We start from the raw sequence: 25,748 nt of genomic DNA, 5'->3' as shown, positions 1-25,748 counted from the left end.
TCTCTCACCTAACCGTTTCTTCACTACATTCTTTTGCACGCCATAAAGCAATCGCCTTTTTTAACGACTCTTTATATTCATTTTCCGGATTTGAATCAATTACAATTCCCGCTCCTGCTTGTACATGCGCTTTTCCATCTTTAGCAAGAAGTGTTCTAATCACAATATTTAATTCCGTATCTCCAGAATAACCAATCCAACCAATTGAACCTGTATAAATCCCTCGGCGAACAGGTTCTAATTCTTCAATAATTTCCATCGTACGTATTTTCGGGGCACCAGTAATTGTTCCCCCAGGGAATACAGCCTTCACTAAATCAAAAGCATCTTTATCTTCTTCCACCTCACCACGCACATTAGAAACAATATGCATAACATGTGAGTATTTCTCAATTACCATAAATTCATCTACTTCTACAGTGCCATATTTACAAACACGCCCTAAATCATTTCGTTCTAAATCCACAAGCATGACGTGCTCTGCTCTTTCTTTTTCATTCTCAATTAATTCTCTTGCTAATTCTTCATCCTCTTGCTCATTCGCCCCTCTAGATCTTGTTCCGGCAATTGGTCTTGTACTTACTTCAGTTCCTTTTTTCTTAATTAGCAACTCTGGCGATCCACTAACAATTTGAAACTCCCCAAGCTCCAAGTAACCCATATATGGAGATGGATTAATTTCACGAAGACTTGTATAGATTTCTAGCGGGTGTGTTTGTAACGTTCTCTCTTGTCTTGTCGACAAGTTTACTTGGAACACATCACCAGCCCCAATATATTCTTGAATACATTCAACCGCCTTCATAAAGCTTTCTTCAGTAAAAGCAACTGCTTCACTTTTCTTTTCAGGGCATGCAAATGGTATAGTCACTTCCGGCGCTTCTGTCGCCCAAAGAATCTTCCATTCATTTAATCGCTCTTTTGCCTCTTCATGCTTATCTACATAATGCGTAATAATCCATAGTACTTTTTCTTCTTGATCATACACAAACACATCATCAAATAATAAAAAGAATATATCAGGTATATTAATGTCATCCTCTGCAAGAGAAGGAAGTTTTTCAATATAACGGATGCAATCATAACTAAAGTAACCAATTGCACCACCTTGAAAAGGCGGGTACTCCGGATTATAGTCTGTTTTCCATCGCTCCATATATTCCTGCATTAGATCTAATGGGTTCCCTTGCTTTATTGTTTCCTTACCACTTTCGCTTATATGTAACGCTTCACCCTTTCCTCGGATTACCGCTACTGGGTTTAATCCCACAATGTTATAACGACCGCCACGTCCACTCTCTAACAAAATATGTTGCGGCTTATCCTTAGAAAGAAATTTATATTGCTTAAAGAAATCTAACTGATATGGAATAGAAAGCGCTAAAGATTTTCTTCGTTGCATATCAACACCCCGTCTTCTTTTATCCCACCCTCTTAGATTAACCACCTCAACTACATTCGTTATGTATATAGATCGGTTATACTCGAAGGCTAGTGAAAATAAATTAATTATACTACCTCTTATTTTACATGAAGTTTTCTAGTCATTCACTCTTTTCCTATTTCCAATCCAAAAAGAAAAAGCATCCTTTTTCAAGGATGCTTTTTCAATCATATATAATTAAGACTCAAATTGATAAAGTGGTGTACTTAAATAACGTTCACCGTTACTTGGGATAATAACAAGTACCTTTTTCCCTTTACCTAATTTTTTCGCAACTTCTGTCGCTGCATAAATAACTGCTCCTGAAGAGATGCCCACTAAAATACCTTCTTCTTTAGCCACTCTTCTTGCATATTCAAATGCTTGCTCTGTTTTTACTTGAACAATTTCATCATATACTTCTACATCCAATGTTTCTGGAACAAATCCCGCCCCAATTCCTTGGATTTTATGTGGACCTGGTTTCCCACCAGATAATACTGGTGAATCCGCAGGTTCTACTGCATAAATTTTAATATCTTTATACGCTTCCTTCAGTACTTCACCAGCACCAGTAATCGTTCCACCTGTACCAATACCTGCAATAAACGCATCTAATTGGTCACCCATTTGTTCAACAATTTCTGGACCTGTTGTTAAACGATGAATTTCTGGATTTGATTGATTTTTGAACTGTTGCGGTATAAAGTAGCCATGTTCTTTTGCTAATTCAGTCGCTTGACGAATTGCTCCGCCCATTCCTTCAGGCCCTGGAGTCAATACTAATTCAGCGCCATAAGCACGTAATAAATTACGACGTTCAACACTCATTGTTTCTGGCATTACTAAAATTGCCTTATATCCTTTAGCAGCTGCTACCATCGCCAAGCCAATTCCTGTGTTACCACTTGTTGGCTCAATGATTGTATCGCCCTCTTTTAATAATCCCTTTTTTTCAGCATCTTCAATCATAGCTAACGCAATACGATCTTTAACACTGCTCCCCGGATTCATAAATTCTAATTTCAAATATATATCTGCGCTGTCTGATTCTACGATGCGGTTCAACTTAACGATCGGCGTTTTCCCGATTAATTCTGAAACTGATTGTGCCACTCGCATTCCTGTCACTCCTAACACCGAGTATTTTTATTGGTTTTATCTATATTTAGATTTTGTCAGAAAATTCCCTGTTTGTCAATCTATTTGGAGGATTGTCCCTCTTAATTCCCTTATTACAAATTCTCAATTAAATTTGTAATATCCTCTTTAGAAAACTTGTATCGTTCATTACAGAAATGACAATGAACTTCTGTCTCTTCTTCTTCTTCACAAATTTGCTCTAACTCTGTTTTACCTAAACTAATTAACACACTCTCAATACGTTCGCGTGAGCATGTACAATTAAATTGAACATCCATCGTTTCTAATACTTTTACTTTATCTTCTCCAAGAACTGCATATAGTAGCTCTTCTGGAGAAAGACCTTGTTCAATCAATGTTGATACAGGAGGGATTTTTTGTAAACGATCTTCAATGAATGAAATTGTTTCTTCCTGTGCGCCCGGCATAATTTGAAGGATAAATCCACCTGCCGCTAATACGCTGTCATCTCCATTTACAAGAACACCGACACCAACAGAAGAAGGCGTCTGCTCAGAAACTGCAAAATAATACGTGAAGTCTTCCCCTAGTTCTCCCGAAACGATTGGAGATTGACCGATAAACGGCTCACGCATACCAATATCTTTAATTACTGTTATAAAACCTTCTGTACCTACCGCTTGATATACACGTAATTTCCCTTGTTCCGTTCCTTCAAAGTCCACATGTGGATTTGTTACATAACCACGTACATCCCCATTTGCATGAGCATCTACTAAGATAGGACCAATCGGACCATTTCCTTCTACCTTAATCGTTAACTTTTGGTCACCTTTTAACATTGCACCCATAATTGTACCTGCAGTTAAAGAACGACCAAGCGCTGCTGAAGCTGTTCTCCATGTATCATGACGTCTTTGCGCCTCACTTACTGTGTTTGTTGTGCGTACACTATACGCACGCACTTCTCCATCAAATGCTAATGCTTTTACTAAATAATCTTTCATACGTATTTATTCACCTTTCTCATGCTGTAAATTTGCATTACGCTCGTATAACATATATAAACCTTTTAATGTTAAAAATGGATCTACAACATCAATTACATTCGATTCTTCTGAAATTAATTTCGCCAATCCACCTGTTGCAATAACTTTCGGTTCTTGTTTAGCTTCCTCTTTCATGCGCTTGACGATACCTTCCACTTGTCCAACATACCCATAAAGAATACCAGATTGCATGGCACTTACTGTATTCTTCCCAATAACACTGCTTGGTTTTGTAATTTCAATACGAGGAAGTTTTGCCGCTCTACTATATAAGGCCTCTGCTGAAATCATAATTCCTGGCGTAATAACTCCACCCATATAATGTTTTTCTTCGTTAATATAACAATATGTAGTAGCCGTACCAAAATCGACAATAATAAGCGGACTTCCATATAAGTGGATTCCTGCTACTGCATTTACAATTCGGTCCGCGCCTACTTCACGTGGATTCTCATATTTAATATTTAGTCCCGTTTTTATTCCAGGACCTACTACAAGCGGTTTAATTTTAAAATACTTTTCACACATGCGCTCTAAAGCAAACATAATTGGTGGTACGACTGAAGACACGATAATACCTTTCACATCTTCAAACGAAAGACCCTCATGCTCAAGCAACTGCTTTACAAGCATTCCATATTCATCTTCGGTCTTATGACGATCTGTTTCCATGCGCCAATGTTGACGAAGTTCCCCCTCTTCAAACACGCCTAGCACAGCATTTGTGTTCCCTACATCCAATACAAAAATCATATTCTCACCACTTATCTTATTTAATCTATATTTGTGCAGTATGTATAAAACTTATAAAAACATCATATCACACATACTTATATAATCAGCTTTTCTATCCTCATCATTTTACAAAAAGATGACTCTCTATTTCAATTTTTAATACCAGTTTTATTTAAATTCTTTTTCCACTTCACTTCGTTCCACAAATAAAAAAGGAGTGACTATCGTCACTCCTTCATCTCTTACTTATCTTCTGTATCTTCATCGTCCTTCTTCATGTTGATGTTTACTTTCACATCAGATGAAGATGTTGGACGTTCTGGTAATCTGCCGTAATCACATAAATGATTGATTTGCTCTGCATCTAACGTTTCTACTTCAAGTAATGTTTTCGCGATAAGATCTAGTTTATCACGATTTTCAGTAAGAATTTGTTTTGCACGAGCATAACAATCTTTCATAATCGTTTGCATTTCCACATCAATTTCGTGTGCAATTGCATCACTGTAGTTTTGTTCTGAATGGAAGTCTCTTCCTAAGAACACTTGACCACCTTGTGAGCTACCAAATTGCATTGGTCCAAGCTTATCACTCATACCAAATTCCGTAACCATACGTCTTGCAATGCCAGTCGCACGTTGGAAGTCATTGTGAGCACCTGTACTCACTTCACCAAATACAATCTCCTCAGCTACTCGACCACCAAGTAAACCAGTGATTTTATCAAGTAACTCTGGCTTTGTCATGAAGTAACGATCTTCTTTCGGAAGCATTACTGCATATCCACCAGCTTGACCACGAGGGACAATTGTTACTTTATGAACGACATCAGCTTCATCAAGAACAACACCAATTACAGTATGGCCCGCTTCATGGAAAGCAACGATATTACGTTCTTTTTCAGAGATAACACGACTTTTCTTAGCTGGACCTGCAATAACACGATCCGTTGCTTCATCAATGTCACTCATATCAATTTTCTTCTTATCTTGACGTGCAGCCACTAAAGCAGCTTCGTTTAATAAGTTTTCAAGATCGGCACCAGAGAATCCTGGCGTACGAGTTGCGATTGCTCTTAAGTTGATATTCTCATCAAGCGGTTTATTACGAGCATGTACTTTCAGTACAGCTTCACGGCCATTTACATCTGGACGATCTACTGTAATTTGACGGTCAAAACGACCTGGACGTAATAACGCTGGGTCAAGAATATCAGGGCGGTTTGTCGCAGCGATGATAATAATACCTTCGTTTGCACCGAATCCATCCATTTCAACAAGTAATTGGTTCAACGTTTGCTCACGCTCATCATGGCCACCACCAAGACCTGCGCCACGTTGACGTCCTACCGCATCAATTTCATCAATAAAAATGATACAAGGAGCATTTTTCTTTGCGTTTTCGAATAAATCACGTACACGTGATGCACCGACACCGACGAACATCTCTACGAAATCAGAACCACTGATAGAGAAGAACGGAACGCCTGCCTCACCTGCAACAGCACGTGCTAGTAAAGTTTTACCTGTACCTGGAGGTCCTACTAATAGAACACCCTTCGGAATACGGGCTCCAACTTCAGCGAACTTACGAGGATCTTTCAAGAATTCAACTACCTCAACAAGCTCTTGTTTCTCTTCATCCGCTCCAGCAACATCTCTGAAACGAACTTTTTTCTTTTCGTCATTATATAACTTCGCCTTACTTTTCCCGAAGTTCATAACACGGCTACCGCCGCCCTGAGCTTGGTTTAATAAGAAGAAGAATAAAATGAAGATAATAACAAACGGAATGATAGAAGTAAAGAAGGTTACCCAAGCACTTGTTTCTTCTGCTGGTTGATACTTAACTTCAGCACCTTGCGCTTTGTCATTAATTTTCTTTTGTAATTCCTCAGTATTTGGTGCATAAGTAACAAATTGTTCTCCTTGGCTAGAGTTGTTAAATTGTCCTTTTACCTCAAATACACCATTTTTCGGTTGAAGTTGCACATTACGCACTTCACCTTTTTCTAGTTTAGTAATGAATTTATCGTAGCTAACTGATGTCGTTTTTTGTGTCGAACCATTAAAATAGCTCACGATTCCAATTACTACTAGGAATATCAGTAAATAAAAGATGGTATTACGGAAGATACGATTCATTCCTAACCTCCTCTCACGGCATAAACACTATAGTAAATCGTAACATAGAAAAAATTTCCTATACAATTGTGACGCCTGTATTTAATTAATTTGAGTAAACGCTTGGTTTTAATACTCCTACATAAGGAAGATTACGGTACTGCTCTTTATAATCTAATCCATATCCTACAACAAATTCATGCGGTACAGTAAATCCAACATAATCCGCTTTCAAATCCACCTTACGGCCTGTCGGTTTATCTAATAACGTAACGATTTTTACAGACTTCGCTTTACGATATTTAAATAGGTCCACTAAGTAACTTAGCGTAAGACCGCTATCAATAATATCTTCAACGATTAAAATATCGCGACCTTCTACAGAAGTATCAAGGTCTTTTAAAATTTTCACTTCGCCTGTTGAAACAGTTGAGTGACCGTAACTAGATACAGCCATAAAATCCATTTCAAGATATGTATCTGTTCTCTTTAATAAATCTGCCATGAATGGCATTGCACCCTTTAGTACACCAATCGCAAGAGGTACTGTGTTTTTGTAATCCTCTGCAATAATTGCGCCTAATTCGAGCACCTTTTCTTGTATTTGCTCTTCAGAAATTAATACTTTTTCGATATCTTGATTCATCATTTCATTATCCTCCCGGAAGACTCCTTGCTTTTGTAGTGAATAATCACATATTTATCCTTCTTTGCCTTCTCTTTCGAGATAGCAAATGCAGATCGCTTCAACAAGGGTAACCAAATAATATTCCCACTTGCATCACAAACGACCGGCCATTCTTCTCTTTTTTCTCTTGGTACTTTCGCTTCGATAAAAATAGCTTTTATCTTTTTGGTGCCATTCATACCTTGTATTGACATGCGATCTCCATTTTCTCTAGAACGAATACGAAGTGGATATGATATATCATTATACTTAGCAACAAATACTGTTTCATTCATGTTACTTGGTATATCTTCGCTCACCTCTGTTACAAGTTTATCCCCGCTCGATAGCGTAATTGTCCCGGGCACTGATAAATCTTGTAAAAAAGGAGAAACAATTTCTTGTTTAAATCCAAAGCTACACTCCTCGTATGTGCGAACAATTTTTAAATCACCTGGGAAATCAAGTGAACCCGAAGGTTGTGTCCGCTTAAAAAACTCAATCACTTTGTCAATATGTATAGAGGAAAGAGAAGATGGAATCTTATATTCATAAAGATAGTTTAATATTAGTTGAATCCCTCTTCTTTGTAAAGGCATAGACATGGATTCAAAGGCAGGAATTGATAAGCTAATTTGTTTATCACTTTTTTTTGTAATTACTTTATTCATTTTCTCAAAAGCTAATTCCTGCAAATACGCCTCATCCTCTTGCATCTGCATGCTAAATTTTTGGAATTTCTCATGCACTTGTGAATTTTCTTCTTTCAAATGAGGAAGAACATATTTACGTAATCGATTCCTTGTATATACTTCCTTTTTATTACTCGGATCTATACGAGGAATTATTTTTAGCTTATTACAGTAATCAACAATTTCTTCCTTCGTTACTCCAAGTAACGGCCTAATTAAATACCCATTATGAAAAGGACGCTTCACCGCAATTCCTGCATACCCTTTCGGAGTACTCCCTCGTACAAGACGCATTAAAATCGTCTCCACTTGATCATCACCATGATGTCCAAGAGCTACATATCTCGCATCATATTTCTTCATTATTCTTTCCAAAAATGCATATCTGCATTCTCTAGCAGCAACCTGTGCATTCATCCCGTATTGCTGTTGATATTGCGACACATTAATCCTTATCGTTTCGCAAATAACTCCCAGTCCTTTACAAAGGTCCTGCACAAACCGTAAGTCCTCATGAGATTCATCACCTCTAAACATGTGATCCACATGTGCCACTACAATTTCAAACCGTTTTGCTGCTCTTTTTTCTAACAAATAATGTAGAAGAGCCAAAGAATCAGGACCACCTGAAACACCTACAACAATTGTTGAACGTTCCTTTAATACATCATGCTGCTTTACAAAGTCATCTACCTTTTCAACAAATGTATCTTTCAACTTCGTAATCACCTTTCATTAAACAAGAACAGCAACGTTAGTTACCTTGTTTATAATGGTACAACTTTTACAAACATTGTGCAAAAAAAAGATATACAAAAATTACATTTTTATCTTACATCCTCCGTACATATTCACAAAAATAATAACATTATCTTTTAAAGAAAAAAAACCTAGGCATTTACCTAGGTTTTTAGAAAGAAACAGCGATAGAAAAACATCACTCTTCAAATTTATCCCGCTATTTGTGGACAGTAAGACCCCCAACTCAAAATTCAGTAAAAAAAAAGAAGTTAGATGGGACAGGCTGCCCATAAAAGCCCGATTGGTGAAGGATAATAATCAGCGGGAGATAAAGCCCCCCACTGATTAGGGTTTCACCTTATTGTGCCTGCACTCCTACAATTGGAATCGTAGCCCACTTCGGCATATTTTTCTTCACTTTCGCCACAACAATGGTCATATCGTCATTTATATAACCATCACAAGAGCGAATCACCTCTTCCATGATGATATCAGCAATTTCTTGCGGATCTTCGGTTTGTAACTCTTTAATTTTCCGCTTCATCCATAGTTCGTGATTCTCCACATGTTGTGCTCCCTCAAAAATCCCATCGCTCATCATAATAAGAATATCGCCCGTTTTTAATTGTTCACCCACTACATCAACTTCAACATCCTCAATAATCCCCATTGGTAGATTACTTGCCTCAATTTTCAAAATATTATTTGCGCGTTTAACAAAACTCGGCGTCGATCCAATCTTTAAAAATTTCGCATTCGCATCCCGCAAATCTACCATAGCTAAATCTAACGTCGTAAACATCTCTTCTGTTGTTCTTAAGGAAAGAATAGAATTGATAGACTTAATCGCTATTTCCTCATCAATGCCTGATTGAAGTATTTTTTGTAATAATTTTACCGTTTCTTTACTCTCCATATGAGCTCTTTGCCCATTTCCCATACCATCACTAATTGCAAGCGCATATTTACCAACACTTAAATCCATCATCGCGTAAGAATCACCCGAAACAAACCCACCGCCTTTTGCAGCTGTGGCCAAGCCTGTATCAAGAGAATACGTTTTTGCTGAACCAAATGATATTAAGCTATGGCCGTTCGGATAAGAAGATTTTTCTTCATGTTTAACAACAATGTTTTCCTTTAGAATATCAGAAAGCATCGGCGCAACTAACTTTTCACATTCCCCATGTTCATTAGATGCAACTGGAATCAACATTTCAATATCAATACTCCCTCTATCTAAACAATAAATATCAACATGCTCTATTTCTACACCAAAATCACGAAACGCTTGCAGAATCTGTTCTTCCTGTACTTGATGATTTTCTCGTTCCCTTTGTATCTCCTTAGCGAAATCTTCCATAACTTTTGATACACCTAATAGTTGCTCTGCTACTATTCTACGATTTTCCTTCATTTGTTTTCGTAATTTTTGCCCCTCATAAAAGTGATCTAATTCGCCCGCTACTAAATCCGTCACTTTCTTCCCTCTCACACAATGCTTGTCCCATTCACGAACTAACTTCCGATTATGCTGCAACGTCCCCTCTTCCGTTTCGCTCATTATTTGTTTCATATAATCATACGTTTTGTCGAAGTTAACTACCCAGCATTGGTCCTTTTTAAAGCATGTTTGACATGTTTTTGCAGTAATTGTACTTAAGAACAAATCTGCCTCTGTCTCTTTATCTTCCTCCTCGACATATCCATATACAGAAAAGCTATTAGATAAAGCAGCAAATACATTGGCAAATTGATTAATCTTATTCGCTGTAACATCACGCATCCTTCTTAAATACTGTTGTTGATCTTGCGAATGTTCCTGTGTGCCTGGCATAAATTTAGCAATACGATCCATAACAAGTTTCGGTGTTAATAAGAAGAAAGCAATCGCCACACCAGATTCAATTAAGGTTGTCACAATGTTTGTTTGCTTGTCTACATATAACGTAATCAAGCTCGTCCCAATTAATAAACCTAAACTAACACCTAAGCGCTTCCCTTCTTTTAATAAACCACCAAGCAACCCAGAAAAGGCTAACAGACTAAGTTGAGATAAGCTGGAGACATTGGCTAAACTTAATATTAATCCAGTTACAACCCCCACTGTAGATCCTGTAGCGGCCCCCGCGATAAATGCAAACACGAGCACTAAATACCTAGTAAAAATATGTTGAATAGAAGCATCATATACAAACCAATCTGTTGTACCCGTTAAAACAGATGCTAGTAATATAATTAAACAAACGATTTCTTCTGTCTCTAACGCTTGCTGTTTACCTTTTCTTTCTACTAAAAGCGGAACGCTTTGTAAAAATATCATAGTTAATACGAAGCTAAGCCCTGCCTCAATCGTACTAACTAGCAAATCGTACATGGTGACGGTTTGTTGTGCAAAATATACGACAACTAAATGTGCGGTTAATGCGGAGATAAATACTTGGAATGGAACAAGACCAACAGTTTTACGTGTAAATCGACTAAAGAAGATATTATAAATGAAGAAAGTAAAAATAGATGCAAAGGTAAAGAATAAATTATCTATCGAAACTGAAAGTGCGCCTCCCATTAGAGCCAAGAACGCGAGCGGCATTTTATCCCGCTTCATAACATAAACAGCAGCAAAAAACGGTAGTGCAAACGGTAAAATGTTTGTTAATATATATGCTCGTCCCAAAAGAAAACCAATAACAACAATAATAAATCCCCATCTAAAGAAAACTTGCTCAAACTTCATTCGCAACTTACTCGTCCACTTTACTGCTCCAAGCTGACTCTCATTCATTGCCAATGCACTTGTATTCATAGTATTCCTTCCTGCTTTAGGCATATTTTTAACACCACCTGCATAGTTTAATTACTGTCATTATAAAAGATGATTATTGGGATTTTTGTCAAAACAACAGTTTTCACTTTTATAATCGTTCGACTTTTTATTCGAAATAACTCTACATATATACACGGTATGTAATTTATCCTTAAATTTTTAATTGAACATTCAGAAAATATAGGGTGATTTTGTAGAAGCATCGTATGTCTTAATTTATTTAACAAAAAAAGATCATGCAAATTTGCATGATCTTTTTAGATGACCCGTACGGGATTCGAACCCGTGTTACCGCCGTGAAAGGGCGGTGTCTTAACCACTTGACCAACGGGCCGTTAAATGAAATATAGCGGCGGAGGGGATCGAACCCCCGACCTCACGGGTATGAACCGTACGCTCTAGCCAGCTGAGCTACACCGCCATGTCGTCTTATTTAACGGACAATTAGTATCTTACCTCAGATATAATTTAAAGTCAACATATCTTGAAAACTTTTTTAAAAATATATTTTCACATATAAAAAAGCACCCCGAGCAATTGCCCTGGGCACCTCTCTATATGCTAAGAATTAAACGTTCTGATTATCCGCGACGTGCGCCACGGCCACCACGTTTAGATTCTGTGTTACGTTTTAAAGAAGTTAAGCGATCTTCGCTATCCTTTAAGAAACGTGCCATTTTTTGCTCGAATGTTTCTTTTGGAGCTCGGTCGTTACCACCGCCACGGTTATCTCTGTTGAAAGAACGATTATTACGTTGTGGACGTCCAGAACGTTGTTGATCGCCACCGCGTTGGTATTCACCACGTGGACGATCTCCTTCTGTTTTTTCACGCTCTTTCGCTTTTTTAATAGATAGACCGATCTTACCATCTTTTTCAACGTTAATAACTTTTACTTCTACTTGGTCGCCCACTTTTAAGTGATCGTTAATATCTTTCACATAATTATCAGCAACTTCACTAATATGAACTAGACCCGTTAAGCCTTCTGGCAGCTCCACAAAAGCCCCAAAATTTGTAATACCTGTTACTTTACCCTGTAACTTGCTGCCTACCTCGATTGACATAAAAAAAATGCTCCTCCTTAGTGGTTAAAAAGTCAAATTTTACTTTATTATATATAATCCTAAAATATAGTGTCAATAAGACATACTCTACTTAGAAACAGGAAAAATTATCTCCCCTTTTCCAGAGAAGAAATAATCCCTTCTAGCAATCTTTAATACGTACTCTTCATCATTTAACTTTTGAACTTCGTCTTTTAGACTCTTTTCTTTATTCGTTAATGAATCCAGTTCTTTTTTCATGTCCTTAACTTTTGCTTCTTTTGCTCTAATGGAACTGTTTTGTTGATAAAACGTTACACTAATACTCGCAATAATTGTAAAAGCAAAGACAAGAAAAACCGCTAAACGGCGATAAAGTCGCTTCCTGTTCTCATCCGTTTGTATTATATGCTCTTTAACAGGATTTGGACTCTGTTTTTCGATTGTTCTTTGTCTCAGTTCCCTCATTTCCGAGGTCCCCCTAACTTCTTTTTTATACGCTCCCATAATTGGAAGATATGTCCCTTCAATTTTGCTACATATTGCAGGAACCCTACATGTTTCATTATAAAAAGTTTAACACGATTAGGGAGAAGTTTCCATATGAGCGAAGCAATAAATCGAACAGGCCAGAAAAAAACTTTCCATATGAAAAGTAATATCCAAATCACCATTTTCCATAACACATGTCCAATTGAAAGCAGTATACGAAATAAGAATAATATAAATGCAATAAATAGCTGCGCTATAATAATAACAGGTTTTATCATGAGTAGCTGTATAATTTGAACAAAAAAGTGTGTTGTTTGCACAAAAATATAGATGAGAAAATTTAACAGTCTCATATATACTGCTTTCAATAAGCTTTGATATGCCGCAAAACCACATAATAATGCTAAAAATACATATATACGTAGTTCAGCTTCATTTACAAGAAGCAATACATAAAAAACGAATAATGCTTGGACAATCCAAAATAGTATATCATGTATAAATACAAGCCAACGTTTACGTTCTTGACGCTTTAAAAATCGTTGGTAGGTATCTAAAGACGCTCCAATCCAAGCACCCATTCCAATCATTGAGAGCATCGTATACAACTGAATTGTTAGACTCATTTAAACAACTTACTAAAGAAGCCTTTAGTTTTATCCCCTTGATTCTCATCAATATACAGCATCTCATGAACTTTCCCTTTAATCGATACAATACCTTTTTCTACATCTAAATTTTTCATTTGCAAATTTTGACCACGAATTGTTAAAAAGCCCATTACAGTCTCAAGTAAAAACTCTTCGCTATCAAAACTCTCTACCTGCTTTACACCGGTAATATCAATTACACGCCTGCCACGCATAATAATATCATGCTCTACAGAAACATTTTGTTGATTAGAAGACATAGGTGAGTAACCATTATTCACGTAAATCCCCCCATACATTTATACTAGCTAATAGTAATGTATGAAGAGATAATTGATTTTAGAACAAGCCTTCTTCAGCCTTTACTTTTTCTTCACGAACTAAGCTATACATATTTGCTGCATCTTCTTTTTTTGTCGTTTCTTTCAATTCGTTTATTTTTACAGTTACTATTTTTTGCCCAAAACGAATTGTTAATTCATCAGCTACTTTCACATCTGAACTCGCTTTTGCCACTTGACCATTAATTGATATTCTTCCTTGGTCAGCCACTTCTTTCGCTAATGTTCTTCTTTTAATTAAACGTGATACTTTTAAAAACTTATCTAGACGCATGTTAAATCCCCCTATTAAAGCTCTGTTTGTTTTGCCTCTTCCCATAAAACATCTAACTGCTCTAATGATAAATCTTGCATCTCTTTATTCATTTCAGCTACCTTTGCTTCCATGAATAAGAAACGACCAACGAATTTCTCATTAGTTGAACGTAACGCCTCTTCTGGATCTATTTTATAATGACGAGCTATATTAACAAACGCAAATAGTAAATCGCCAAATTCACCTAACATCTTCGCCTCATCCATGTTTGTAACTTCTTGTTGGAACTCTTGCCATTCTTCTAAGGCTTTCTCTATCATCGGTTGTACTTCAACCCAATCGAAACCAACCTTACCAGCTTTTTTCTGAATTTCATAAGCGCGTAGTAACTGTGGTAAACTCTTTGGAACTCCATTTAAAACAGATTCTTTCACGAATCCTTTTTCCTGTTTTTTAATTTCTTCCCAATTGGCAATTACTTCATCGGCATTATTTACATCCGTATTCCCGAATACATGCGGATGGCGACGAACCATTTTCTCAGATAAAGTTCGAATAATATCATCTATAGAGAACCAACCTTCGTCCTCTCCAATTTGGGCATGCAACATAACTTGTAATAATATATCACCCAGTTCTTCTACTAAGTGATCATCATCCTCTTCATCAATTGCTTCCAACACTTCATAAGCTTCCTCAATTAAATACTTCTTTAAAGATTGATGTGTTTGCTGTTTATCCCACGGACAACCATTTGGTCCACGAAGGTCTGCAATAATTTCTCTAAGCACATCAAACTGTTGATACAAGGACGCACGTTCCTGAACTGGTGGTACGTACACACTCGTTAAATTATTCAACTCGGTTTCATGATCTAACATGTACAACGGTACCTTTTTAACTTGTTCAAATGAAGTCCCTGCAGCTGTTACGATATACACTTCGTAATCATCTGGTAGCATCTCCATTAATGTTAATTTCACATCTGATGCAACGAATGCGTCATAAACTTGGCAAAAGATTAAATGTTGACGTAATTCTAATTGTCCTCTTTCAAATGATGTGGCGTCAATTAATTGGAATCCTTCAATCGGATCAATCTTAAGACTTGCAAACATAGGGTCAAGGAAACTTTGTCCACCTTCAATTCGCACCTCAACATTCGCTGCTTCGCCTTTTTCCAAAAGTAGCTGAACCGTCCTTTCCGCTACAAGCGGGTGCCCTGGAACGGCATAGATGATTTCTGTGTCTTCAGCTTGTTCTAGCAATGTATTCGCAATTGTTTCATATACAATTTCAAATGTATCATGTGCTTCATATATATTGTCAAAGGCTGTATATTGTATACCATCTTTCTCCAACTCTTCTATAACGGGATGTTCCTTCGTTCTAACAAACATGTGATCTGCTTCTTTTATTTTCCGATATACACCCATCGTTAACTGATCTAACTCACCAGCACCTAATCCTAAAATAGTAATGATTCCACTCACAACCTGCCACCTCTATCCACTCTTCTTCAATGAACCTTCTTTTTTCTCTTTTTTCATAACGGTTCCTATTTCCGCTTTTGTAAATACACGTAATTTTAAAATTAAAAACACATATGTTAATCCACCGATAGCTACACCTAACAACGCCTCAAGTGTCGCAATCCCTCTATGTTCTGTATCAATTACTAATCCAGACATTTGCAATACACGCATAAACATTATTAATACAAATCCCATACCGATACCACTAATAACTACACCTAACATATTCCGTTTATCGATAAGCGATTCCGATACAGCTCGCATAAGTAATGCACTATTTAGCAAAGAAATTACAAATAACGCAACTAGTGTTGCAATTGCAGCTCCCTTTACACCAAAATACGGCATTAACATATAGTTTAAAGCTAACTTTAAACAACCTCCAAATATAACGAATATCGCTGGCTGTAATGTTTGTCCTAACCCCTGCAAAATAGAAGCAGTTGTAATCGACAATGAACTAAATAAAATAGATAAAGATAAAATGGATAAAACATCTGATCCATCACTATTTTCAAACAACATAATATTCGTAGGTTGAATAATACAAGTTAATCCAATGGCCGCCGCAAATCCGATAACAAATGTTATTTTCATTGCTAACTTTACCTTTTCTCGAATAAAGGTAAGATCTCCTCTTTCCTTCGCCGCTGTAATAATTGGAATAAGCGACAACGAGAAAGAAGTTGTCACGACAGTACCTAATTGCATAAGTGGGATACTTCTGTCATAAACACCTTTTAATACCTTTGCACTTTCAGCTTGCTCTCCTGCCCCAATAAGTAACGAATAGAAGGAAACAGAATCGGCCATTTGTATAAAAATAAGCACTAAGTTACTAACACAAATCGCCAGTCCTTGCCAAAACAGGATATTAATAATCCTCTTTTTCCCTTTAATTCTCTTTACACTTTTAAAGAATATGGAACGAAAGTCATGACGCATATAAAGTACAAGTACGATAATCCCAATCAATCCGCCTGCGATTGAGCCTAACATAGCACCTGCACCGACTGTATATAAATCAAATCCGTGAGCAATGAGGAATAGAGATAAAAATACAATAATAGAAACACGAATTGTTTGTTCTATCACTTGCGAAACAGCTGTTGGCATCATATTATTAAAACCCTGAAAATACCCTCTTGCTACAGATAAAAACGGCATCAATATGAATGAAAATGAAATAACACGCAATAGCTTATCTAAGTGTATATCACCCATGGCTGTTGCAATTGCTTCGGCACCAAAGAACAATGTAAAAAAGCCAATAAAACCAATCCCTAATAAAAACCAAAAAGATACACAAATAATTTCTTCTGCTTCTTGCTTTTTCCCTCGCTCTAATCGTTCCGCAACCATTTTTGAAATTATAATGGGGAACCCATAAGTGGCTAAAATTAAACAAAATCCATAAAACGGATAAATTTGTTGGTAAATATAAAAACCAATATCACCCGCTATATTTTGATATGGAATACGGTAAAAAGCGCTTAATACCTTTGTAACAAAACTTGCGATTGTTAATATAATAGCCCCACGCCAAAAGGCTTGATATTTCCTCGATTCCATACAAGAAAACTCCTTTTTTCTGTTCTCACCCCTCGTATTATATCATAAAGAAAAGGACAAACTTCCTTACCTACACGAGTAATAATACGTTCGTGCAACGAAAAAAGGTAGCAAAGCGCTACCTTCATTCAATATACATATATCTCCGAATAATTGATTTCTCAAGAAGAAATATCATAATTAGGAAAGATTGCTACTTCTAAAATTCGATATAGCCTTATTGCTCCATTTGTTTCGCTAAAAAGCTTGCTGCTGTATTTACTGACTTATGCTCTATTTCACTTATAATAGCCTCTTTAGAGAAGATAATAACAGCCCCAATTGGATCCCCATTCGCAACAATTGGGCCAATTGTATAGGAATGAACTTTTTCTGTTACTCCATCAATAATTGAAATTTCGCTTTCATCTGTCATAATTACAGACTTACGTTCTTCCATTGTCTTCTCAATTAAATCGCCAACACTTTTATTTAAGTATTCTTTTTTAGATATGCCTGCTACTGCGATAATAGAATCACGATCGCATACAAGCACATTATGTCCTAAGCTATCGTATAAAGCTTCCGTATATTCTTTTGCAAAGTCACCTAATTCACTAATCGGAGAATATTTCTTCAAAATCACTTCTCCATCGCGATCAACAAATATTTCTAGTGGGTCTCCTTCTCGAATACGTAAAGTTCTACGAATTTCCTTCGGGATTACCACCCTGCCTAAATCATCAATTCGACGTACGATTCCAGTTGCTTTCATTCTAATGCTGCCTCACTTTCTACTGATGATCAAAGTGGTGAATTTACCTGTTCATGTAAAAATCACCAACTGTTAGACATAGTATTTTACACATTAGTTCTTCTATGCACGTCGAATTGTATTTTTTTATCTTATATTAGGCATTTATGACTTCTTTTTTCACATCTGGTAGGCCTTTTAATAAATTTTCAGCAATTGTTAACCACTTCGATGTTTCTAAACCATTTGTTTTCATAACGATTTTCAATTGTGATCCTTCCATTCCTAGACCGATCATACGTCCAAAACTATTTCCAAGCATGAATAATTTTCCACCATCAATGTTTTGGCTTGCTTGTTCCGAAAACAGGATTGTTACTTCAAATTTATTTTGCTTAATTAATTCAATTTGTTCCTTCATTGCCAATACCTTAATATTTGCAATTTGTAATAAATAACCAACTTCTTGTGGATAATCACCAAATCTATCTATCATCTCTTCCTGCAGCTCTTCAATATCCTCAATTGCAGAAACACCTCTAAATTGTTTATACATCATAATTTTTTGTTTACTATCTGAAATATAAGCATCTGGTAAATATGCATCTACTTCCAAGTCGATTTCAACATTAACTGTATTTTCAACTCCATCTGTTCCTCTGCGCTGTTCAATCGCATCTTTTAGCATTTGAGAATATAGATCAAATCCGACAGAATCAATAAATCCATGTTGTTCTGCCCCTAACAAGTTACCCGCACCACGAATTGATAAATCCCTCATTGCAATCTTGAAACCAGATCCAAGCTCTGTGAACTCTTTAATTGCTTGTAGACGTCTCTCTGCAACTTCTGATAACACTTTATCACGTTTGTATGCAAAGTATGCATATGCAACGCGATTAGAACGCCCAACACGCCCACGAAGCTGATACAACTGTGATAGTCCCATACGGTCTGCATCAAATACAATTAACGTATTAACGTTCGGAATATCTACACCTGTTTCAATAATTGTTGTACTCACAAGAACATCATGCTGCCCCTCTAAAAACGATAGCATAACAGACTCTAATTCACCTTCATTCATTTTCCCATGTGCGTATGTTACACGAGCATCTGGAACTAACATTGAAATTTCATCTGCTTTTCTTTCAATATCCTCCACACGATTGTATAGGAAGTAAATTTGACCACCCCTTGCAAGCTCTCGTTCTATCGCTTCTCGCATTAACGCAGGATTATACTCCACTACATACGTTTGGACTGGGAAACGATTTTCTGGCGGTGTCTCAATAACAGATAAATCACGTACTCCAAGCATAGACATATGCAGTGTACGTGGAATTGGAGTTGCCGTTAATGTTAATACGTCAACATTTGCTTTCAATTGTTTAATTTTTTCTTTATGCGTCACACCAAATCTTTGCTCTTCATCAATAATCAGAAGTCCCAAGTCTTTATAAGTAACATCTTTAGATAAAATACGATGCGTTCCGATTACAATATCTACCGTTCCATCCTTTAAACCCTTAATTGTTTCATTTTGTTGTTTTCGCGTGCGGAATCTACTTAGTAACCCAATATTAATCGGGTAATCTTGAAAACGCTCTCGAATTGTTTCATAGTGTTGTTGTGCAAGGATCGTTGTCGGCACTAAAATCGCAACTTGTTTTTCATCCATAATCGCCTTAAATGCCGCACGAATAGCTACTTCCGTCTTTCCATATCCTACATCACCACAAAGAAGCCTATCCATCGGACGTCCGCGTTCCATGTCCTTTTTAATCTCTTCAATAGAGCGTAATTGATCCTCTGTCTCTTGATATGGGAAAGAAGATTCAAATTCTTGTTGTTCTGCTGTATCTGGTGTATATGCATAACCCTTTGAAGCTTCGCGCTCAGCATATAGTTTAATTAGGTCATCCGCAATGTCTTGTACAGATTTTTCAACTTTCGTTTTGACCTTCTTCCAATCATTCCCGCCCAATTTATAAACTTTAGGATCCTTCCCTTCAGATCCTACATATTTTTGCACTTGGTCAATTTGTTCAATTGGAACGTATAACTTATCATTACCTTGATATTTAATATTCAAGTAATCTTTATGAACACCATTAATCTCTAATGTCTCAATACCTAAGAATTTACCTATACCATGATTTACATGAACTACATAATCTCCAACTTTTAATTCCGAATAACTTTTAATACGTTCAGCATTCGATAACTTTTGCTTACGTTGTGATTTTTTAACTTTCTTATGAAAAAGCTCTTTTTCAGTAATGACAACAAGCTTTTGCATCGGCATTTCAAATCCTGCATGTAAATCACCTACAGCAATTTGTAACCTTCCAGGCAATAATATATCTGTGCCCTCTACAATATCTGCCTCAATATCATAATCACTTAAAATATGTTGTAGTTTTTTTACACGTTCATCATCTGTGCCAAGCACAACGGTCGTAAAATGCCCTTCGCTCCATCTATCAATTTCAGTTTTCAACAACTGCATCTGCCCATGGAAGTCTTGCATTGTTTTACATGTCACATTTACAATGTTTTGCGGATGTGTATGTGCTATATGACGTAAGAATAACGTTAAATATACAAAACTTCTTTTTTTATGATGAAGAAATTCCTCAAACGAGTGGGAGAAAGATAAATCTTGAATAATTGTTCCCTCACCAAGAAGTGATATATACCATTCCGCCTCTTCTGTTTCAAGATGTGATGCTGTTTCTTGAATACGGGAAATCTCATCTAAAACCACAACACCATCTTCTGGTAAATAATCTATCAGACTAGCAGGTTCTTTATAGAAAATAGATAAATATTTAAACATCTGTTCTATACTTTGCCCGTTTTTTAACATCTCAATTTCATGACTTACTGTCTCAAGCACTGTAGTCTTCAATTTATCATCGGAAAGTTTTTGCATCGTCTTGGTCAAGCCTTCCTCAAGATGCTTAATTCCCGATTTCAATTCTTCCTGCGAAAATAAAAACTCTGTTGCTGGACCAAATCTAACACTTTCTTTTTTATCTTGAGAGCGCTGTTCATCCACATCAAATAATCGAATAGAATCGACTTCTGTGTCGAAAAATTCAATACGAAATGGTAACTCTTCAGTTAGTGGATAAATATCTAATATTCCCCCGCGCAAACTAAATTCCCCAGGAGCCTCTACCATCGACTTACGCTCATAACCAATATGATGTAAAGTATGCAAGAATGTATCTAAATCAATCTCTTGCCCTAGATTGATTTCGATTTGCCTTTGCTTCCATAATTCTTTCATTGGTAAAAATCTGCGCAGTCCTGCAACTGGCGCTACAATAATCCCATTCTCTCCAGCAGCTAAACGGTTTAATACTTCAATACGTTGCGCCTTCAATTCAGGACTTGCAACACCAAGTTCTGATGCTATCAATTCATTCACTGGATATAGCCATACATCTTTTTCACCAAGTAACGCCACTAAATCTTCATGCACTTTTTGCGCTTGATATAAATTATGCGTCACAATAAGTTGTGATTTTTTTGTTTTTTTATATAAGGCCGCCATTAATAACGAACGAGAAGAGGTTGCCATACCTGATACAAGTTGCTCTTTTAAACCATCTTCTAATCCATTAATAACCGATTGGATCTCTTCATTTTTATAAAATTGTTCTAATAAACCTATCATTTTCAAAACCCCTCTCAACATAAAGAGCAAGCCACTATATTTTATGCAAATATTTTGGAAAAAGAAAACAGAAAAATGCTTTGGACACGCCAAAGCGACAACATTTTATTGCAGAAATTTTTCATATTCATAATACTCAGGATAAGATGCGAGCGTTTCTTGACACGATTCACAAATCGTTTTTATATATATATTTCCATTCTCATGAAAATGAATCATCTCTACTACTTCTTGCTCTGTTAGTTGAAATAAAACGTCGCTATATACTTTTTCTGCGGTAACGGAGCCTACATTACTCCCGCAATGTCTGCAATAATAATATCCTTCCATACTAGCCTCCTAAAAATCCAATTACCACTAGTATGGGTAAAAACTAAACAAAATATTCCAAACCATACCCTTAACTATTGAAAGTATTCATGATTTGAAGAAACGGTTTATTTAACCATTCTTCGCATGCATCTGCCGCTTTTTCAATAGAATGACTTACATCAGGAATTTCTTCCGATGTAAAGCGTCCTAATACGTAATCTACTACCTTCATTCCATTTTTCGGACGATCAATTCCCATACGGATACGTTGAAACTCTTGTGTTCCTAAATGTGAAATTGTTGATTTCACACCATTATGTCCACCAGCACTACCTTTCATACGAAGGCGTAATTTACCTACAGGGATGTCTAAATCATCGTACAGAACAACAAAGTCCTCTACATCAATTTTATAGTAATCCATAAGTGGACGAATACTTTCCCCAGATAAATTCATATATGTAAGTGGCTTTAGTAAGATTACTTTTTCTCCATTAACAAACCCTGCACCAAATACCCCTTTAAATTTTTGTTCGTTTAAAGAAATATTCCAACGCTTTGCAAGTTCATCAATCGCCATAAACCCAATATTATGCCTTGTTAATTCATATTCTCTACCCGGGTTCCCAAGTCCTACTATCAATTTCATTCTTGTACCACTACTTTCTTTTTTCGATACGAAAAGACGTAACCAATCTTGGTTACGTCTCATTCTATCCAATTAATTGAATAATACACTTACAGATTCTTCTTCGTATACACGAATGATCGCTTCTCCGATTAGTGGAGCAACTGAAAGTTCATGTACTTTGTCGATTTTCTTCTCTTCTGGTAATACGATAGAGTTTGTTACAACTAACTCTTTAATATTTGAGTTTTGGATACGTTCAATTGCTGGACCAGATAATACTGGGTGTGTACAGCAAGCATATACTTCAGAAGCACCGTTCTCAACAAGAGCGTTCGCTGCTAATGTAATTGTACCAGCTGTATCAATGATGTCATCAATTAAAATTGCTGTTTTACCTTCAATATTACCGATAATGTTCATTACCTCTGATACGTTCGGGCGAGGACGACGCTTATCAATAATAGCGATTGGCGCTTTTAGGCGATCTGCCATTTTTCTAGCACGAGTTACCCCACCATGGTCAGGTGACACGATTACGATATCTTTAAGACCTTTTGTTTCAAAGTAATCTGAAAGAATTGGCACACCCATTAAGTGGTCGATTGGGATATCAAAGAACCCTTGAATTTGTGGAGCATGTAAATCTAGAGTGATTACACGAGTTGCACCTGCTGTTTCAAGCAAGTTTGCTACAAGTTTCGATGTAATTGGTTCACGAGAACGCGCTTTACGGTCTTGACGCGCATAACCATAGTAAGGAATAACAATATTAATTGTTTTTGCAGATGCACGTTTTAATGCATCGATCATAATAAGTAATTCCATGATATGTTCGTTTACTGGGAAGCTTGTAGATTGAATAATGAATACATCGCAACCACGGATACTTTCTTCAATGTTAATTTGAACTTCTCCATCACTAAAACGATCAACAGAACATTTTCCTAGTCCTACTCCAATGTGCTTTGCAATTTGCTCAGCAAGTTCCTTATTAGAGTTTAAAGAGAATACTTTCAAATTAGAATTTAGATATTGAGTCGACATCTAGATTAACCCTCCACATTATGATTTTTTCTTATTCAGCAATTGATCAACATAGTCTTCTTTGTTAACTTGACGTGCACGTGCTACAGATAATGCTTTTGATGGAACATTCTCTGTAATTGTAGAGCCTGCTGCCACATAAGCACCATCTTCAACTGTTACAGGAGCGACAAGGTTTGAATTACATCCAATAAATACCCCGTTACCAATCACAGTTTTGAATTTATTCTTACCGTCATAGTTCACCGTAATTGAACCACAACCAAGATTCACGTCTTCTCCAACTTGTGCATCCCCGATATAACTTAAGTGTGAAGCTTTACTTCTATTACCAAAAACAGTTTTTTTGATTTCCACGAAGTTTCCAACGCGTACTTCATCTCCAATAACTGAATCTGGGCGAATATGTGCAAATGGACCAACCGATACTTCTGTACCAAGCTTACTATCATGTACAGTAGATTGACGAATTGTCGTACGATCTCCAATTTCACTATCACGAATTACTGTATGTGGTCCAATTTCACAATCAGAACCAATTACAGTGTTCCCCTCAATAATTGTTCCTGGATGAAGAACTGTATCACTACCGATAATTGCATCAGCAGAAATATACGTGTTACTTGGATCAATAATTGTAACACCATTTACCATGTTCTTTCGGTTGATACGGTTTTTCATAATAATTTCCGCTTGCGATAGAGCGACTCTGTCGTTAACACCTAACGTTTCATCGAAGTGCTCTGTTTGATAAGCTGATACAATATGACCTTCATTTTTTAAAATCTCAATAACATCTGGCAGGTAATATTCACCTTGTACGTTATCATTTGAAACTTTAGAAAGTGAGGCGAATAAAGCTTTATTATCAAAACAATACGTACCTGTATTGATTTCTTTAATAGCTAATTCCTTCTCATTTGCATCCTTATGCTCAACAATCTTTTCAACATGACCATTCTCATTACGAACGATACGACCATATCCAGCAGGTTCTTCTATGTAAGCTGTTAGCACCGTCGCCATTGCCCCTGCTTCTTTATGTTGCTGAAGCAATGCTTCCATCGTTTCAGCAGTTATTAGCGGTGTATCACCACAAATAACTAAAGTTGTTCCTTCTTCATTTGCAAGTACACTTGCAGCTTGATCTACAGCATGCGCTGTACCAAGTTGTTCTGCTTGTAATGCAAACTCACTTATGTTTCCTAGCTGTTCTTGTACCATTTCAGCACCATGTCCTACGACTGTTACAAGTTTCTGCAATCCTAATTGAGATACTTGATCGACAACATGTTGTACCATAGGTTTTCCACATACAGGATGAAGCACTTTGTATAGCTTAGACTTCATACGTGTGCCCTTGCCTGCAGCTAGAATCACTGCAAATCTGTTTGACATATAGACCCTCCATCGCAACCTATTTATCCATTAACGATATTATCCTAAATCATCATATATTTCAAGAAACACATTTTAACTATTAAATTTTACCATAATTCTTATAAGATGTTTTACTCTTTAGTATCTTTTTTAAGAAATAAGCTATACTATTTAAAATGATTTTGAAAAAATTAGAAGTTTTCCTCTTTGTTTTGTTGAATTTAGAATTTTCCGAACGATAAATATATATAAACACAAAAAAACAAACTCCTGTAAATGCTTACAGGAGTTTGTTGCAAAATTATAGGGCTTTCTTTAAAAAGCCCTTGTCATTCGAATTTTACGAAGCGCCCGCTTCTTCAAACTCAACCTCTTCTAACTCGCCTAAACGGTGATACTCTGTTAAAACCGCATCTTGAATTTTAGAGCGTGTATTAGAATTAATTGGATGTGCAATGTCACGGAATTCTCCATCCGGAGTACGTTTACTTGGCATTGCTACAAATAATCCATTATTACCATCAATTACACGAATATCATGAACAACAAATTCATGGTCTAGAGTAATAGAGGCAATTGCTCTCATGCGGCCTTCTGTGTTTACGCGGCGTAATCTTACGTCAGTCACTTCCATCTTGTGTTCACCACCCTTTTCTAAATAAGCGATATATTTGTATAAATTCCACAAAATTTCTATTTTCCCTTTA

The 25,748-nt window shown here is 36.6% G+C and carries 22 protein-coding genes and 2 tRNA genes; all 24 read right to left on the bottom strand.

Going from position 1 to position 25,748, the window contains the following annotated elements; translation table 11 throughout:
- Positions 1-4 precede the first annotated feature (4 nt).
- Positions 5-1,402, bottom strand: a complete 1,398-nt coding sequence (pabB, locus tag ACYVEC_RS12040; protein WP_063222216.1) for an aminodeoxychorismate synthase component I — start codon at positions 1,400-1,402, stop codon at positions 5-7.
- A 219-nt stretch (positions 1,403-1,621) separates the two neighbouring features.
- Positions 1,622-2,545 carry a cysteine synthase A gene (gene cysK, locus ACYVEC_RS12035; protein WP_063222215.1) on the bottom strand — a complete coding sequence of 308 codons (924 nt, stop codon included), beginning with the start codon at positions 2,543-2,545 and terminating at the stop codon, positions 1,622-1,624.
- A gap of 113 nt (positions 2,546-2,658) precedes the next feature.
- Positions 2,659-3,534 (bottom strand): redox-regulated molecular chaperone HslO, encoded by an 876-nt coding sequence (hslO, locus tag ACYVEC_RS12030; RefSeq protein WP_460506596.1) that lies wholly within the window; start codon positions 3,532-3,534, stop codon positions 2,659-2,661.
- Between the two features lie 6 nt (positions 3,535-3,540).
- Positions 3,541-4,329, bottom strand: a complete 789-nt coding sequence (locus ACYVEC_RS12025) for a type III pantothenate kinase (RefSeq protein ID WP_063222213.1) — start codon at positions 4,327-4,329, stop codon at positions 3,541-3,543.
- A 224-nt stretch (positions 4,330-4,553) separates the two neighbouring features.
- Positions 4,554-6,455, bottom strand: coding sequence for an ATP-dependent zinc metalloprotease FtsH (gene ftsH / locus ACYVEC_RS12020; RefSeq protein WP_063222212.1), 1,902 nt, complete (start codon positions 6,453-6,455; stop codon positions 4,554-4,556).
- An 85-nt stretch (positions 6,456-6,540) separates the two neighbouring features.
- Positions 6,541-7,083, bottom strand: coding sequence for a hypoxanthine phosphoribosyltransferase (gene hpt / locus ACYVEC_RS12015; RefSeq protein WP_000981838.1), 543 nt, complete (start codon positions 7,081-7,083; stop codon positions 6,541-6,543).
- Positions 7,080-8,510, bottom strand: coding sequence for a tRNA lysidine(34) synthetase TilS (gene tilS, locus ACYVEC_RS12010; RefSeq protein WP_063222211.1), 1,431 nt, complete (start codon positions 8,508-8,510; stop codon positions 7,080-7,082). The genes hpt and tilS overlap by 4 nt, the downstream gene beginning before the upstream one ends.
- Before the next feature lie 382 nt (positions 8,511-8,892).
- Positions 8,893-11,364, bottom strand: a complete 2,472-nt coding sequence (spoIIE, locus tag ACYVEC_RS12005; RefSeq protein WP_063222210.1) for a stage II sporulation protein E — start codon at positions 11,362-11,364, stop codon at positions 8,893-8,895.
- A gap of 259 nt (positions 11,365-11,623) precedes the next feature.
- Positions 11,624-11,695, bottom strand: a tRNA-Glu gene (locus ACYVEC_RS12000).
- 13 nt (positions 11,696-11,708) lie between these two features.
- Positions 11,709-11,782, bottom strand: a tRNA-Met gene (locus ACYVEC_RS11995).
- A 160-nt stretch (positions 11,783-11,942) separates the two neighbouring features.
- Positions 11,943-12,428, bottom strand: a complete 486-nt coding sequence (locus tag ACYVEC_RS11990) for a S1 domain-containing RNA-binding protein (protein WP_000021451.1) — start codon at positions 12,426-12,428, stop codon at positions 11,943-11,945.
- 87 nt (positions 12,429-12,515) lie between these two features.
- The gene (gene divIC / locus ACYVEC_RS11985) at positions 12,516-12,875 is read right to left on the bottom strand and encodes a cell division protein DivIC (protein ID WP_001208737.1); all 360 of its coding nucleotides are present in this window, start codon (positions 12,873-12,875) and stop codon (positions 12,516-12,518) included.
- The gene (gene yabQ, locus ACYVEC_RS11980; protein ID WP_060629185.1) at positions 12,872-13,525 is read right to left on the bottom strand and encodes a spore cortex biosynthesis protein YabQ; all 654 of its coding nucleotides are present in this window, start codon (positions 13,523-13,525) and stop codon (positions 12,872-12,874) included. Before yabQ ends, divIC begins: the two co-directional genes overlap by 4 nt.
- Complete coding sequence (gene yabP, locus ACYVEC_RS11975; RefSeq protein ID WP_206772775.1) at positions 13,522-13,809, bottom strand: sporulation protein YabP; 288 nt, start codon at positions 13,807-13,809, stop codon at positions 13,522-13,524. The genes yabQ and yabP overlap by 4 nt, the downstream gene beginning before the upstream one ends.
- Positions 13,810-13,888: 79 nt before the next feature.
- Positions 13,889-14,164: an RNA-binding S4 domain-containing protein gene (locus ACYVEC_RS11970; RefSeq protein ID WP_001234876.1), complete on the bottom strand. Its 276-nt coding sequence runs from the start codon at positions 14,162-14,164 to the stop codon at positions 13,889-13,891.
- A gap of 14 nt (positions 14,165-14,178) precedes the next feature.
- Positions 14,179-15,639, bottom strand: coding sequence for a bifunctional methyltransferase/pyrophosphohydrolase YabN (gene yabN / locus ACYVEC_RS11965; RefSeq protein WP_098556927.1), 1,461 nt, complete (start codon positions 15,637-15,639; stop codon positions 14,179-14,181).
- Between the two features lie 12 nt (positions 15,640-15,651).
- Positions 15,652-17,253: a putative polysaccharide biosynthesis protein gene (locus ACYVEC_RS11960; protein WP_063222208.1), complete on the bottom strand. Its 1,602-nt coding sequence runs from the start codon at positions 17,251-17,253 to the stop codon at positions 15,652-15,654.
- Positions 17,254-17,470: 217 nt separating this feature from the next.
- Positions 17,471-18,007, bottom strand: a complete 537-nt coding sequence (spoVT, locus tag ACYVEC_RS11955; protein WP_063222207.1) for a stage V sporulation protein T — start codon at positions 18,005-18,007, stop codon at positions 17,471-17,473.
- A gap of 136 nt (positions 18,008-18,143) precedes the next feature.
- Complete coding sequence (gene mfd / locus ACYVEC_RS11950) at positions 18,144-21,674, bottom strand: transcription-repair coupling factor (protein WP_063222206.1); 3,531 nt, start codon at positions 21,672-21,674, stop codon at positions 18,144-18,146.
- 105 nt (positions 21,675-21,779) lie between these two features.
- Positions 21,780-22,004 (bottom strand): anti-sigma-F factor Fin family protein, encoded by a 225-nt coding sequence (locus ACYVEC_RS11945; RefSeq protein ID WP_000399441.1) that lies wholly within the window; start codon positions 22,002-22,004, stop codon positions 21,780-21,782.
- Positions 22,005-22,074: 70 nt separating this feature from the next.
- The gene (gene pth / locus ACYVEC_RS11940) at positions 22,075-22,635 is read right to left on the bottom strand and encodes an aminoacyl-tRNA hydrolase (RefSeq protein WP_080377450.1); all 561 of its coding nucleotides are present in this window, start codon (positions 22,633-22,635) and stop codon (positions 22,075-22,077) included.
- Positions 22,636-22,707: 72 nt separating this feature from the next.
- A complete protein-coding gene (locus ACYVEC_RS11935) occupies positions 22,708-23,661 on the bottom strand; it encodes a ribose-phosphate diphosphokinase (protein ID WP_000107420.1) in 954 nt (317 codons plus the stop codon).
- A gap of 18 nt (positions 23,662-23,679) precedes the next feature.
- The gene (glmU, locus tag ACYVEC_RS11930) at positions 23,680-25,059 is read right to left on the bottom strand and encodes a bifunctional UDP-N-acetylglucosamine diphosphorylase/glucosamine-1-phosphate N-acetyltransferase GlmU (RefSeq protein WP_063222205.1); all 1,380 of its coding nucleotides are present in this window, start codon (positions 25,057-25,059) and stop codon (positions 23,680-23,682) included.
- 322 nt (positions 25,060-25,381) lie between these two features.
- Entirely contained in the window at positions 25,382-25,675 is a 294-nt protein-coding gene (gene spoVG / locus ACYVEC_RS11925) for a septation regulator SpoVG (RefSeq protein ID WP_000454042.1), read from the bottom strand.
- Positions 25,676-25,748: the final 73 nt, after the last annotated feature.

The sequence above is a fragment of the Bacillus sp. MN7755 genome, assembly GCF_054771475.1.
This window is presented reverse-complemented; position numbering and strand designations above follow the sequence as displayed.

Bases quoted from the DNA above. Each gene is read 5' to 3' on its own strand.
- pabB (WP_063222216.1), bottom strand. From the start codon at position 1,402: ATGCAACGAAGAAAATCTTTAGCGCTTTCTATTCCATATCAGTTAGAT.
- cysK (WP_063222215.1), bottom strand. From the start codon at position 2,545: ATGCGAGTGGCACAATCAGTTTCAGAATTAATCGGGAAAACGCCGATC.
- hslO (WP_460506596.1), bottom strand. From the start codon at position 3,534: ATGAAAGATTATTTAGTAAAAGCATTAGCATTTGATGGAGAAGTGCGT.
- ACYVEC_RS12025 (WP_063222213.1), bottom strand. From the start codon at position 4,329: ATGATTTTTGTATTGGATGTAGGGAACACAAATGCTGTGCTAGGCGTG.
- ftsH (WP_063222212.1), bottom strand. From the start codon at position 6,455: ATGAATCGTATCTTCCGTAATACCATCTTTTATTTACTGATATTCCTA.
- hpt (WP_000981838.1), bottom strand. From the start codon at position 7,083: ATGATGAATCAAGATATCGAAAAAGTATTAATTTCTGAAGAGCAAATA.
- spoIIE (WP_063222210.1), bottom strand. From the start codon at position 11,364: ATGCCTAAAGCAGGAAGGAATACTATGAATACAAGTGCATTGGCAATG.
- ACYVEC_RS11990 (WP_000021451.1), bottom strand. From the start codon at position 12,428: ATGTCAATCGAGGTAGGCAGCAAGTTACAGGGTAAAGTAACAGGTATT.
- divIC (WP_001208737.1), bottom strand. From the start codon at position 12,875: ATGAGGGAACTGAGACAAAGAACAATCGAAAAACAGAGTCCAAATCCT.
- yabQ (WP_060629185.1), bottom strand. From the start codon at position 13,525: ATGAGTCTAACAATTCAGTTGTATACGATGCTCTCAATGATTGGAATG.
- yabP (WP_206772775.1), bottom strand. From the start codon at position 13,809: ATGTCTTCTAATCAACAAAATGTTTCTGTAGAGCATGATATTATTATG.
- ACYVEC_RS11970 (WP_001234876.1), bottom strand. From the start codon at position 14,164: ATGCGTCTAGATAAGTTTTTAAAAGTATCACGTTTAATTAAAAGAAGA.
- ACYVEC_RS11960 (WP_063222208.1), bottom strand. From the start codon at position 17,253: ATGGAATCGAGGAAATATCAAGCCTTTTGGCGTGGGGCTATTATATTA.
- spoVT (WP_063222207.1), bottom strand. From the start codon at position 18,007: ATGAAAGCAACTGGAATCGTACGTCGAATTGATGATTTAGGCAGGGTG.
- mfd (WP_063222206.1), bottom strand. From the start codon at position 21,674: ATGATAGGTTTATTAGAACAATTTTATAAAAATGAAGAGATCCAATCG.
- ACYVEC_RS11945 (WP_000399441.1), bottom strand. From the start codon at position 22,004: ATGGAAGGATATTATTATTGCAGACATTGCGGGAGTAATGTAGGCTCC.
- pth (WP_080377450.1), bottom strand. From the start codon at position 22,635: ATGAAATTGATAGTAGGACTTGGGAACCCGGGTAGAGAATATGAATTA.
- ACYVEC_RS11935 (WP_000107420.1), bottom strand. From the start codon at position 23,661: ATGTCGACTCAATATCTAAATTCTAATTTGAAAGTATTCTCTTTAAAC.
- glmU (WP_063222205.1), bottom strand. From the start codon at position 25,059: ATGTCAAACAGATTTGCAGTGATTCTAGCTGCAGGCAAGGGCACACGT.
- spoVG (WP_000454042.1), bottom strand. From the start codon at position 25,675: ATGGAAGTGACTGACGTAAGATTACGCCGCGTAAACACAGAAGGCCGC.